The 12,119-nt window shown below is 71.5% G+C and carries 12 protein-coding genes; 2 read left to right on the forward strand and 10 right to left on the reverse strand.

Going from position 1 to position 12,119, the window contains the following annotated elements; translation table 11 throughout:
- Positions 1-3 precede the first annotated feature (3 nt).
- The 6 genes from ACERZO_RS44885 to ACERZO_RS44910 form a co-directional block, all read right to left on the reverse strand.
- Complete coding sequence (locus ACERZO_RS44885) at positions 4-1,284, reverse strand: cation:proton antiporter (RefSeq protein WP_372672093.1); 1,281 nt, start codon at positions 1,282-1,284, stop codon at positions 4-6.
- Positions 1,281-2,546 (reverse strand): cytochrome P450, encoded by a 1,266-nt coding sequence (locus ACERZO_RS44890; RefSeq protein ID WP_372672094.1) that lies wholly within the window; start codon positions 2,544-2,546, stop codon positions 1,281-1,283. Before ACERZO_RS44890 ends, ACERZO_RS44885 begins: the two co-directional genes overlap by 4 nt.
- The gene (locus ACERZO_RS44895; RefSeq protein ID WP_372672095.1) at positions 2,543-3,613 is read right to left on the reverse strand and encodes an alpha-hydroxy acid oxidase; all 1,071 of its coding nucleotides are present in this window, start codon (positions 3,611-3,613) and stop codon (positions 2,543-2,545) included. The genes ACERZO_RS44890 and ACERZO_RS44895 overlap by 4 nt, the downstream gene beginning before the upstream one ends.
- Positions 3,613-5,154, reverse strand: a complete 1,542-nt coding sequence (locus ACERZO_RS44900; RefSeq protein WP_372672096.1) for an NAD(P)-binding domain-containing protein — start codon at positions 5,152-5,154, stop codon at positions 3,613-3,615. Before ACERZO_RS44900 ends, ACERZO_RS44895 begins: the two co-directional genes overlap by 1 nt.
- Positions 5,155-5,234: 80 nt before the next feature.
- Positions 5,235-6,158 carry an aldo/keto reductase gene (locus ACERZO_RS44905; protein WP_372672149.1) on the reverse strand — a complete coding sequence of 308 codons (924 nt, stop codon included), beginning with the start codon at positions 6,156-6,158 and terminating at the stop codon, positions 5,235-5,237.
- Positions 6,159-6,208: 50 nt separating this feature from the next.
- Positions 6,209-6,610, reverse strand: a complete 402-nt coding sequence (locus ACERZO_RS44910; RefSeq protein WP_372672097.1) for a MerR family transcriptional regulator — start codon at positions 6,608-6,610, stop codon at positions 6,209-6,211.
- A gap of 83 nt (positions 6,611-6,693) precedes the next feature.
- Here ACERZO_RS44910 and ACERZO_RS44915 point away from each other — a divergent pair, with 83 nt between their 5' ends.
- The gene (locus ACERZO_RS44915; protein WP_372672098.1) at positions 6,694-7,311 is read left to right on the forward strand and encodes a TetR/AcrR family transcriptional regulator; all 618 of its coding nucleotides are present in this window, start codon (positions 6,694-6,696) and stop codon (positions 7,309-7,311) included.
- Here the strand turns inward: ACERZO_RS44915 and ACERZO_RS44920 are convergent.
- Positions 7,284-8,543: a hypothetical protein gene (locus ACERZO_RS44920; RefSeq protein WP_372672099.1), complete on the reverse strand. Its 1,260-nt coding sequence runs from the start codon at positions 8,541-8,543 to the stop codon at positions 7,284-7,286. The genes ACERZO_RS44915 and ACERZO_RS44920 overlap by 28 nt on opposite strands.
- Positions 8,540-9,109, reverse strand: a complete 570-nt coding sequence (locus ACERZO_RS44925) for an RNA polymerase sigma factor (protein WP_372672100.1) — start codon at positions 9,107-9,109, stop codon at positions 8,540-8,542. Before ACERZO_RS44925 ends, ACERZO_RS44920 begins: the two co-directional genes overlap by 4 nt.
- 76 nt (positions 9,110-9,185) lie before the next feature.
- Between ACERZO_RS44925 and ACERZO_RS44930 the strand changes: the two genes are divergently transcribed.
- Entirely contained in the window at positions 9,186-10,568 is a 1,383-nt protein-coding gene (locus ACERZO_RS44930; protein WP_372672101.1) for a hypothetical protein, read from the forward strand.
- Here ACERZO_RS44930 and ACERZO_RS44935 read toward each other — a convergent pair.
- Together ACERZO_RS44935 and upp are read right to left on the reverse strand one after the other, a co-directional pair.
- Positions 10,550-11,488, reverse strand: coding sequence for a pentapeptide repeat-containing protein (locus tag ACERZO_RS44935; RefSeq protein WP_372672102.1), 939 nt, complete (start codon positions 11,486-11,488; stop codon positions 10,550-10,552). The genes ACERZO_RS44930 and ACERZO_RS44935 overlap by 19 nt on opposite strands.
- Before the next feature lie 3 nt (positions 11,489-11,491).
- Positions 11,492-12,115, reverse strand: a complete 624-nt coding sequence (gene upp, locus ACERZO_RS44940; RefSeq protein ID WP_285455977.1) for a uracil phosphoribosyltransferase — start codon at positions 12,113-12,115, stop codon at positions 11,492-11,494.
- Between the last annotated feature and the right edge of the window lie 4 nt (positions 12,116-12,119).

A 12,119-nucleotide genomic window follows, 5' to 3' on the forward strand; every position in this document is an offset into this window, starting at 1 on the left:
CTGTCAACTTTTCCCGGTGACCGGCACCGGTTCCGCCGTCAGGAGCAGTTCGCTGCTCCCCTTGCGGGCATCGCGCCGGTCGAGCCAGGCGAGCACCGGCGCGGTCATGATCGTGGTGACCAGCGCGACGAGCACGAGCACGGTGAACAACGCCGGTGAGACGATCCCCGCCGCCAGCCCGACGTTGAGCGCGATCAGCTGCATCAGCCCGCGGGCGTTGATCAGCGTGCCGACGCGCAACGCCACCGGCTGCGACTCCCCCACCAGCCGCGCCGCGCCCCAGCAGGCACCGAGCTTGCCGACGATCGCGACGACCACGCACAGCACCGCGAACGCGAGCAGCTTCGGGTCCGCGAGCAGCGCGAACCGGGTGTTCAGGCCGGAATAGGTGAAGAACAGCGGGAGGAACACGATCCGCCCGATCGGCATGATCTTCGCGAGCACGGCGTCCGCGGCGGGCACGCGGGGGAACACGATGCCGACGCAGAAGGCGCCGAACACCGCGTACAGCCCGATGATGTCGGTGAACCAGGCGGCGGCGAACAGCGTCAACGCCGTGATCAGCATCTTCTGGTCGGCGGAGATCCGGTCACTGCCCATCGCCTTCGCGAGCACCCGGCGTCCGACGAGCACCAGCAGCAACGCGAACAGCAGGCCACCGCCCACGGCCAGCGCGACCGGCCCGGCCGAGTCCGCGTGCATGCCCAGCACGACGGCCAGCAGGATCCACGCCAGGACGTCGTCGAGAGCGCCGCAGGCCAGCGCGAGCGAGCCGAACCGGGTGCCGCCGAGACCGCGTTCGGTGATGATCCGGGCGAGCATCGGGAACGCGGTGATGGCCAGCGCGACCCCGACGAACGCCGCCGACGTCGCGAGCGAGACGCCGTCCTTCGCGATGCCGGCCCAGCTCGTGCCGAACACGGCGACGCCGACCCCGAGCGCGAGCGGCACCACCGTGCCCGCGGCCGAGATCGCGCCGACCGACTTCGCCGAGCCGCGGATGCTGCGGAGGCTGAACTCGTACCCCGCCCCGAACATGTAGATGACCAGGCCGATCTGGCCACCGACGTAGAGCAGCGGGCGGATGCCGTCCGGGAACAGCGCCGTCTGCACGCCCGGGAGGACCAGCCCCAGCAGGGACGGGCCGAGCAGCACGCCGGAGATCATCTCGCCGACCACCGGTGGCTGCCCCAGCCGCACCGCGACCAGGCAGACGAGCCGGCACACCACGAGGATGACCGCGACGGCGAGGAAGAACGCCGGTGCCGCTTCGGACGGGGTCATCGGTTACCTCCGGCGAAGTAGGTCGAGCAGAGGGCTTGCTTGCGGGCGTCGAGCACCATGTAGGTGCCGAACAGGAGCTGGGCGAAGCTGCGCCAGACGTCTTCCCAGCGGTCGCGGACCGCGAGCCACACCAGCGGCGCTCGCCGGGTGCGGGCGCCGCGCGGGGTGAGCAGCGCCGGGCCGCGGTTCGGGATCGAGCGCGTGTGCCCGGCCGTCGTGGCGAGGCTGAACCGGCGCAGCACCTCGCGCGTCACGACGCGCATCGTCGGCGGGGCCAGCCCGCGGGCCGGGCAGGCGCGGTTCTGCGCGACGCCGAACGGGATGAAAGCGTCCTTTTCGGACTGTGCGGCGTAGCCCGGGTAGCTGAAGCACAGCACCGTGCCCGCCGGGATCGTCAGGTGTTCCAGCTCGATGTCGGCGGTGGAGATCCGGTGGGCGATGCCGAACAGCGGGTACTCGCGCAGGCCGTCGTCGATGACGCGGTCGAGGTAGGTGTCGTCGTCCGGGTTCTCGGCGAGCCGGCGTTGGACGTCCGGCCGCTGGGCGACGATCATCAGCAGGTGGGCCATCGCCTCGGACATCTGCACGACGGCGGTGTTGAAGAACGTCCCCTGCAGGTAGTAGGCCTGCTCCTCCGGGGTCAGGGACTCCGGCAGCGGGTGCGGGACGTCGGCGAGGCGCCGCCGCAGGTACTTCGTCAGCCGGGCGCGGCGACGCATGTTGCGCGGCCGCACGCACTTCAGGGCCGAGACGACGTCGTCGGCGTGGCCGACGATGAGGTCCCGCGCCTCGGGCGGGCACGGCTCCTCGAACACCAGCTCGTAGTACAGCTCGGCCCAGATCGGCATCATCGCGTCGCGGAACCGGACGAGCCCGGGTCCGACGTCGTCGAGGACGTGCGCGGCCACGCGCCGGGCCAGCTCTTCGGAGTCCTTTTTGGACCGGACGAGGATGTGCCGGGTGCACTTGGCGACCTCGTCGTAGCGCGGCCCGGCTTCGAGGTGCTCCTGGTGCACCTGGGGACCGGGCGCGAGCCAGTACCAGAACAGGTCGGACAGCGCGGCGCCGCGGCTGCGGCCGTTCGCCGCCGGGTCGGCGTAGACGCGCTTGAAGTCCCCGACGCCGACCTGCTCGCCCGGGATCGTCAGTACGTCCTGGCCGTTGACCAGCGCGAAGATCTTCATCCGCAGCGCGACGACCCGGGCGGGCAGCCAGGCGGGCGCGGTTGCCACCGCCGCGGCCGCGAGTGCTTTGCCGATCATCGCCGCACCTGGTCCGGGGTCAGGTCGGCCGGGTGCCGGCCGCCGCACATCGCGAGCGCCTGGTCGAAGTCGTCGCGCAGCAGCTCCAGGACCTGCGTGACGCCTTCGCGGCCGCACGCGGCCAGCCCCCACACGACCGGCCGGCCGACGCCGACCGCGTCCGCGCCGAGGGCCAGCGCCTTGACGACGTCGGTACCGCGGCGGATCCCGCCGTCCAGCAGCACCGGGATCGCCCCGCCGACCGCCGACGCGATCTCGGGGAGCACGTCGATGGTCGCGGGCACGGTGTCGAGCTGGCGGCCGCCGTGGTTGGACACGACGATCCCGGCGACGCCGTGGTGCACCGCCAGCCGCGCGTCCTCGGCGTGCAGCACGCCCTTGATCAGCACCGGGAGCTTGGTCTTCGACCGCAGCCACGCGATGTGGTCCCAGTTCAGCCCGGCCGACATGACGATCTCGCGGACGTGGCTCGCGTTGCCGCCGCTGCGGTTTTCCCCGATGTCGCGCAGGTTCTCGACCGCGAGCCCCGGCGGCAGGTCGTGGAAGTCGTTGCGGTCGTCGCGCTCGCGGCGGCCGAGCACCGGCGAGTCCACGGTGACGACGAACGCCTTGACCCCGGCGTTTTCGGCCCGGCGGACGATCGCCTCGCTGAACTCCAGATCCGGCTGCAGGTAGAGCTGGAACCACAGGCCGGGGTCCGGCGCGACCTCGCGCGCTGCCGCGGCGATGTCCTCGATCGCCGTGGTGGCGGCCATGCTGACGATCATGATCGTGCCCGCGCGGGCCGCCGCCCGTGCCGTGGCCAGTTCGCCGTCGGCGTGCGCGAGCCGGTGGAACGCCGTGGGCGCGACGACGATCGGCATCGACGACGGTGTCCCGAGCAGGTCGATGCTCAGGTCGCGTTTGTCGCTGCCGCGCAGGACGCGGGGCAGCAGCCGCAGTTTCTTGAACGCGGATTCGTTCTCCGCCACGGTGATTTCGTCCTGCGCGCCGCCCGCGAAGTAGTCGTAGTGCACCGGGTCGAGGCGCTGGCGGGCCGCCGCCTCGAACTCCGCGATCGTGCGCATCACAGCTCCCGCGTGAAGAACGCGGTCAGCGGCTCGACGTGGACTTCTTTGTCCCACTCGTTTTCGAGGTTCTCCGTGACGTGGTGGGTTGCGACGAGCTCGCCGCGGCGGTAGTGCCGGACGATCGGGTGCAGGTAGTGGCCCTCGCCGCTGTCGTTGGCCTGGTCCTGGGCGGCGCGGGCGACGAAGTCGAAGGGGTCGATCTTGTCGTGGTCCGGGCCGTAGTCGAGGGTGACGACGTAGGCGTCGGCCGGCGGGTTCGCGAGGACCCGGTCGACCGGCACCTCTTCGAGATAGCGGGCGGTGTCGCCGTCGATCTCGAGTACGTCGCCGAGGAAACCGAACTGCTGGTACAGCGCGGAAGTCCGGTTGATCCGGGTGATCACGGCGTCGGTCAGCGCGTCCGGTTTGGCGGGCAGCTCGGTGCTCGGCCACGGGGTGTCGTGGTAGCGCTCGTCGAGCACCTTGGCCAGGGCCCGGACGCCGTAGCGGAAGCCGTGGATGAAGGCGCTGGTGGCCTTCTTGAAGTCGCGGACCTGCGTGATCGTGCCGGCGAAGTGCAGGCCGGGCACGTTGACCGACTCCCAGTCCGGCGTCTGCGCGGGGAAGCGGTCGTTGATGGTGAGCTGGGGACGGCAGTCCTCGTCGAACAGCGACGCGTCGAAGCGGAAGCCGGTGCAGCCGATCACGCGGTCGTAGCGGATCTCCTTGATGACCTCGTCAGCGCGGGCGAAGGCGAACTTGACGTGGTAGCCGTCGGCGTCCTTGCGGATCTCGCGGACGTCGCCGTCGAGGATCGCGTGCTGGAGCTTCAGCTGGTACATGTCGAGGATGCCCGCGTTGTAGGCGCGCAGGTGGCCGACGAAGTGCGTGCGCCAGGCGAGCTTCACCGGCCGCGGGCCGCCGACGTGCACGACCGCGGCCGTCTCGATGAGGTTGTCCGCGGTCTCGAACGCGGAGTTCCCCTTGCCCAGCACGAGCACGCGCTGGTCGGTGAAGCTCTTCGGGTCGACGTCCACGTCCACGTACTGGTCGATCAGCTCGACGCCGGGGAACTGCGGGATGTACGGCTTCGTGACGCCGGTGGCCATGATCAGCCGGTGCGCTTTGAATTCTTCGTCACCGGCCGTGACGACGAAGAGAGCGCTTTCCGGGTCACGGCCGATGCGCGTCACCCGGGTGTCGTAGCGGACGTTGACCTTGTGCTTCGCCGCGTAGTCGGCGATGTAGCGCAGCAGGTCCGGCGCGTCCGGGAAGAGCTTTTCGCTGTAGTCGGTGAACAGGACCGGCTCGGTGTCCCCCGCGGCCAGGATCGAGTTCCAGTCCATCCGCAGGCGCAGCTCCGGGTCGGCGTACCCGGTGTGCTTCTTGTTGATGGAGATGAGGGTCCGGTGCCGCGGGAAGGTCTCGAAGAAGTGGCCGGGCGCGGACCCGCCTTCCAGCACGAGGTACCGGTGCCCGGCGTGTCCGAGGTGCTGCCCCAGCTGCACCCCCGCGGGCCCCGCCCCGACGACCAGATAATCGAGCACTTCCTCCACCACGACCTCCCGAGGCTCGGCACCGACCTTGATCGGCGCCGAGCCTGCTCCGGAGATCTCAGAAAAGGCTCAGAAGGAGTTGCTTACTTGCCGGCCGCGCGGGCCAGCCGCTCCGGGTAACGCTCCCCTGCCACCGCGTCCGCGGGGGCCGCCGCCGCGATGGCCGCCAGGTCGTCGGCCGTCAGCTCCAGCGACGCCGCCGCCACGTTCTCCTCCAGGTACTTGCGGCGCTTGGTCCCCGGGATCGGCACCACGTCCTCGCCCTGGGACTGCACCCACGCGAGCGCCAGCTGTCCCGCCGTCACGCCCTTCTCCTCCGCCAGCTTGCGGAGCGCGTCGACGATCGCCATGTTGCGGGCGAAGTTGTCCTCCGCGAACCGGGGCAGGCCGCGGCGCATGTCGTCCTCGGGCAGGTCCGCCACCGACTTCACCGCGCCCGTCAGGAACCCGCGGCCCAGCGGCGAGAACGGCACGACGCCGATGCCGAGCTCCCGGCACGTGTCCAGGATTTCGCCCTCGATGCCGCGGGTCCACAGCGACCACTCGCTCTGCAGCGCCGTCACCGGGTGCACCGCGTGCGCGGCGCGGATCGTCGCCGCGCTCGCCTCGGAAATCCCGGCGTACCGGATCTTCCCGGCCTCGACGAGCTCGCCCAGCGCGCCCCACGTCTCCTCGATCGGCGTGGCCGGGTCGACGCGGTGCTGGTAGTACAGGTCGATGTGGTCGACGCCGAGCCGGCGCAGCGACTCGTCACACGACTGCTTCACGTACGCGGCGTCCCCGCGGGCGCCCATCGCGCCGTCGGTCCAGACGATGCCGAACTTCGTCGCGAGCACGACGTCGTCGCGGCGGCCGGCGATCGCGCGGCCGACCAGCTCCTCGTTGACGCCGTTGCCGTAGACGTTCGCGGTGTCCAGCAGCGTGACGCCGAGGTCGAGAGCCCGGTGGATCGTCGCGATCGACTCGTCGTCGTTGTCGCGGACGCCGTAGGCCTGGCTCATCCCCATGCAGCCGAGCCCCTGGGCGCCGACCTCCAGACCGCCGAGCTTCCTGGTCTTCACGCGGAAATCTCCTCCCTGCTTGGTTCCACGCCGAGCACGTTGCGCTCGACCTGGGCGTAGTTGTCGATCTTGTAGTCGAGGATGTCGAGGCACCCCTGCAGCTCGGCGATCCGCTCGGCGACCGACCGGCGCTGCTCCACCAGCAGGGCCTTGCGGCGGCCCGCGCTGGCGACGCCGTGGCGGCGCAGCGACGCGTACTCGCGCATGCTCTTGATGGGCATCCCGGTGGTGCGCAGCTTGGTCAGGAACCCCAGCCAGCTGAGGTCCTCGTCGGAGTACGCCCGGCGGCCCGCGGTGTCCCGGGCGGGCGGGTCGAGCAGTTTGATGCGCTCGTAGTACCGGAGGGTGTCGATGGACAGTCCGCTACGTCGCGCGGCTTCCGCTATCGAGTAGCTCATGAGCCGACACTACGACCTGGAGTGCACTCCAGGTCAACTCCCGGCTCTCGCCTAAAATAACACCGTTGCGCTACGCTCTGTGGATGGCCCGGCCACGCACGCATGACGAAGCCCTCCGGCTGAAGCTCCTCGACCGCGCCGGCGAGCTCATCGCCGCCGACGGGCCGAAGGCGCTTTCCCTGCGGAAGCTGGCCGCCGACGCCGGGACGTCGACCACCGCCGTGTACTCCCTCTTCGGCAGCAAACCCGATCTGGTGAACGCGCTCTACACCGAAGGCTTCCGCCGGTTCGGCGCCCGCATGGCGGGGACCGAGCTGACCGGCGACCCGGTCGAGGACCTCGTCGCGCTCGGCAGCGCCTACCGCGCCAGCGCGCTGGCCGACCCGAACCTCTACGGGATCATGTTCACCAGGTCGGTGCCCGGGTTCGAGCCCAACGAAGACGCCGAAAAACTCGCCCGCAAGACGCTGGAACCCCTGGAGGCGATCATCCGCCGCGCGATCGCCGACGGCGTCTTCCTCGACGTCCCGCCGGAGACGGTCGCGGTCGGCTGCTGGGCCTTCGTGCACGGGCTCGTCTCCCTGGAGCTGACCGGCAACCTGCCGGAGGAGTTCGACGTCACGGGCTCGTACGAGACGGCCCTGCGCGCGAACGCCTCCGGCTGGCTGCGGCCTCACCTCAGCGGCAGCGAACCTTCGTAGACGGCCTGGTTCTGCGGGTCGCGGGCTTGGACGTGGACCGTCGCATCCGGCAGCAGGTCGATGCTCTGCGGCACCCACGCGGCGACCATCCCGTCGACGACATCGGCCTCGATGCTCGTCCCGATGCCGAAGTCGATCGTCGCCTTCGCCGCCGTCAGCGGCAGCGCCGCGACGAACGGGTGCCGCGACTGCCCCCGCGGGGCACCCGACTCGGCCGCGCCCAGCGTGTCCACGGTCAGGGTGCGCGCCGGCAGCGTCCGCGGCCCGGCGAAGTCGGGGAAGGCTCGGTACTTCGTCCGTCCCGGCCGCTGGTAGTCGGGCTGGGTCTCGCAGACCACGACCCGGTCGCCCCGGCGGCCCGTGACGACTTGGAAGTCCCCGGTTTCGAGCAGCGGCCCCGGGGTGTACGCGGCCGCGTCCGGGATCACCTCCTCCGCGGTGTTCAGGCACTCGCCCAGTACCCGGCCCGCGGGTGACGTCCGCTCGGCGGTCACCGGCCGGTCGACCGCCATGACCAGCCACGACGGCGGCTGGGGCAGCACGGCCGCACGCGGCGCCCCCGGGTTTTCGACGGTGAGCGTCGTCGTCCACAGGGCGGTCCGGGTCATCGCGACGAACTGGCCGCTGACCGGGGACGTGCGGATCGACTGCGACATGGTGTCCCCGCCCGCGGTCCGCGACCCGAGGAACCCGGGTGCGGTCCCGGGGTCCACGATCCCGGCGACGGTCCCGGTCGGGCTGTGCAGCAGCACCCCGACGTGCGTGCCCGGCGCGTACGCGGGCGCGGCCGCCGGGTCCGACAGCGTCACCGTCGTCTCCGTGGTCTCGCAGAACATCGGCTTGCCCGCCGCGGTCGCGGCGACCACCGCGTCCGCCTGCTCGACCTCGGTGAACAGCGGGACCCACTCGTCGCGCGGCGGCACCCGGTCCGTCTTGCCCGCCGCCTGGACGGCCGCCCAGCAGCGGTCCAACGCGGCCGTCGCCACCTTCGGGTCGAGGGTGAGCCGGTTGCCCGGGTCCGGCGGCGGCCCGGCGACCGGCTGCTGCCGGAACGTCTTCGTCGCGACGACCGCGCCCGCGGCCAGGACGAGCACCGCGGCCGCCGCGGCGTACCAGACGTGCTTGGTCCGCCGTGGTTTCTCGAGTCCGGCGCGGACTTCGGCGCGCAGCCGGTCGCGGACGTCGTCCGGCAGCGCGCGCCGCGGCGGGAGGCCTCGGAGGTCGTCGCTCATTTCTCCTCCAGCAGCGTGCGCAGGCGGGCGCGGGCCCGGGACAGGTGGGCGCGGACGGTGACCTCGGCGACGGCCAGCGCGGCGGCCGCGTCGGCGACGCTCAGGTCGCCGAGCAGGCACAGCTCGACGACCGCGCGCTGTGCCTTCGGCAGCGTCCGCACGGCGTCGACGATCGCGCGCAGCCGCTGCTCGCCGTCGAGCCGCTCGGCCACCGCGTCGGCGTGGTCGGACACCACCGGCGGGTCCGGGATCTTCCGGAGCAGCCGCAACCGCCGGCTGGCGCCGCGGTGCTCGTCACGGGCGGCGTTGCAGGCCACCGTGTAGAGCCACGGCAGGGCGCTGTCGCGCACCAGCGTCACGTCGGCGCGGCGGCGCCACGCGGTCAGGAACGTGTTCGAGGTGAGGTCCTCGGCGGCACTCCACGACCCGGTCAGCCGGTAGGCGTGGTTCCAGACGGCTTCGGCGTGCCGCTCGAACAGTTCGCCGAACGCCGTTTCGTCGCCGCCGGCGGCCCGGTCCCACAGGACCCGATCGTCCACCGGCGCCCCCGTCGCATGGCTGGTCACACCCCTCAGTGGCCGGCACCCGCCGGGACGTTGCGCGCAACTTCCGCGTGCGGGGCGGCCACTTCCGGTCGTGATCATGGAGCAGGTCCGGTCCACGGACAACCTTCGTCTGCGGTTGCCCGCGGCCACGGCGTGCGTGTCGGCAGTCGTGTTCCTGCTGGCGCGCCCGCACCTCGTCGACGACACGTTCATCACGCTCGCCTACGCCCGCAACCTCGCGTTCCACGGCCACTGGGGACTGCTGGCCGACGCGACGTCGAACTCCGCGACGTCGCCGGCGAACGTCCTCGCCCTGGCGGCGGTGACGTTCGTGGTGCGGGACGCCGTCTTCGCGGCCGGAGTGCTGTACGTGCTGAGCCAGGTCGCGCTCGTCCTGGCCCTGCGTCGGCTCGGCACGGCGTTGCCGCGTTGGTTCCCCGCGCTGACGTTCGCGGCGCTCACCGCGAACCCGCTGCTGCTGTCGTCGATCGGCCTGGAAGTCGCGCTGGGCTCGGCGGTGCTGGGGTGGGTGACGGTGTTCGCGGTCGAACGGCGGCCCCTGGCCTTCGGGCTCACCGCGGGCGCGCTCGCGCTCGTGCGGCTCGACCTGCTGATCTTCGCCGTCGTCTTGGGCTTTTCGGTGCGGTCCGGACGGGCGGTGCTCGGCGCCGCGCTGGTCGCGCTGCCGTGGTTCGCGTTCAGCTGGGTCGTGCTCGGCGCGGCGGTACCCGACACCGTCGTGATCAAGACGCTGCAGGGCGCGCAACGGGCGTGGGGCGACTGGAACTTCGGCAACGGCCCGTTCTTCTACGCCCGGACCGCCTGGTGGCAGACCGTGTTGTCGTTCCTGCCGCTCGCGGCGCTGCCCCTCGCGTTCCGGCTGCGGCCACCGTTCAAGCCGCTGGCCTTGGGCGGCGCGCTCTACTACGGCGCGTACGTGCTGCTGAACGTTCCGCCCTACCACTGGTACTACGGGCCGGTGATCACCGTGGCGACGGTGTGCGCCTGCGCGTGGGCGGCTTCTCGTCGCGTCGCGACCGGAGCCGTCCTCGCGGTGGTGGCCGCTTCCGTGGTCGGGTACGCCGGCTCGTCACGGGAGTTCGCGCCGCTGACGTCGAACTACGCCTCGACCGCTCGTTACGAGGAGATCGGCCGCGATCTGCGTGCGCTGGCCGGTGGCCGGGTGATCGGCAGCGCCGGGGAAATCGGTGTCCTGGCGTACACGTGCGAGTGCGCGATCGTCGACGTCTTCGCCGACCGCGGCCTGCTTCCCGCGGCCATCGAAGCCCGCGGGGCAGGGAATCGCTGGGTCCGCGCGGCACTGCGCGTCGACTACGCGTTCTTCGACTTCGACGTCCGGCCACGCCGTCCCGATTTGGTGCTGCGGCGGCTGCCGTCCCCGCCGCCGGACGCGCTCGCCCACTGGACGCTCGACGCGCCGACACTCGGGAAACAGGAGCTCTACTTGGTGCCGAACTGAGCCTCCGTCAGATCGAGCTCCGCGTGCTCGCCGCCCTCGAAGTCGGCTTCATCTTCGAAGACCGTGCGGGAAAATTCGAACCGGCCCCCGGAACGGGTCCGGGTGAAACGGACACTGCTGGTGAAGAGCGCCCGGGAGAAGAAAGCGCCTTCCTCGAAGACCGACCGGTCGAAGTTCACGATGTCGCGGAACTCCGTGCCGTAGAACCCCACCAGGCCGGTGAAGCGCGTGCCGCGGATGTGGAGCTGACCGACGAACTTGGCGCGGCTGAAGTCGGCGGCGGCCAGGGTGCAGCCGCTCAGCCGGAAGTCGACGAGAGTGGCTCGCTGCAGGTCGATCGACATCCCCGGCCAGTAGCCGGCCTCGTCGTGGCTCAGGTGCGTCTTGAGCAGCTGCTGCACGGCCAGCCGGACGAGTAGCTCACCGTCCTCCGGGTCGTCGGTCAGGTCGCGTGCCGCAGTGCCCCTGAGCCCGACGACCGGGGCCTTGAACGGCATCCGCAAGTACGCGCACAGCACGTTGACGATCGTCTGGCGCTGCTTCGGGTTGTCCTGCCCGAGCCGTTCCAGCGCGTAGAGGCCGCCGAGCCGCACCGGCGCCTTGTCGTTGCCGAGCTGCTCGACGGCCTTGGCGTACAGCTCGGTGACCCGCCGCTCTTCGAGGTCGCGTTCGGTCACGCCCGCGACGCGGGTCGTCTCGGCGAGCTGCAGCTCCATCGTGCGCTGGCGGCGCGTCGCCAGCCACAGCGCGAAGACGCCGCCCGCGCCCGCGCCGACGCCGAACGCCGTCTTGACGGCGTCGATGCGCACCGGCGCGTCCGGCGCTCCCGACCAGCCCAGCAGCAGCCAGAGCAGCCCGGCCGTGACGAGCGCGACGGCCCCGCCGGCCACGGCGACCCACCGCCACTTGAGGACCGGCAAGGCTCAGACGGCGCCGTACTGGCGGTCACCGGCGTCGCCGAGGCCCGGGACGATGAAGCCCGAGTCGTTGAGGCGCTCGTCGATGCTCGCGGTGACCACGCGGACCGGCAGGCCGGTCTTTTCCAGGTGCGCCAGACCTTCCGGCGCGGCGAGCGCGCAGATGGCCGTGACGTCGTCGGCGCCGCGGTCGGTGAGCAGCCGGATCGTGTACTCCATCGAGCCGCCGGTGGCGAGCATCGGGTCGAGCACCATGACCGGCCGGTCGGCGAGCGACTCCGGCAGCGACTCGAGGTACGGCGTCGGCTTCAGCGTCTCCTCGTCGCGCGCGAGGCCGACGAAGCCCATCTGCGCGTCCGGGATCAGCTTGTGCGCCTGGTCGGCCATGCCGAGGCCGGCCCGCAGCACCGGGACGAGCAGTGGCGGCTTGGCCAGCGTGTAGCCCTCGGTGCGCGCGACCGGCGTGTGGATCCGCTCGGTCTTGACCGGCACGTCGCGCGTGGCTTCGTAAACCAGCATGACGGTCAGCTCGTGCAGCGCGGCCCGGAACGCGGCGCTGTCGGTGCGCGCGTCGCGCATCGTGGAGAGCCGGGCCTTCGCTAGGGGGTGATCGACGACGTGCACATCCATGCGG

It is taken from the genome of Amycolatopsis kentuckyensis, from assembly GCF_041679295.1.
Lineage (GTDB): Bacteria > Actinomycetota > Actinomycetes > Mycobacteriales > Pseudonocardiaceae > Amycolatopsis > Amycolatopsis kentuckyensis_A.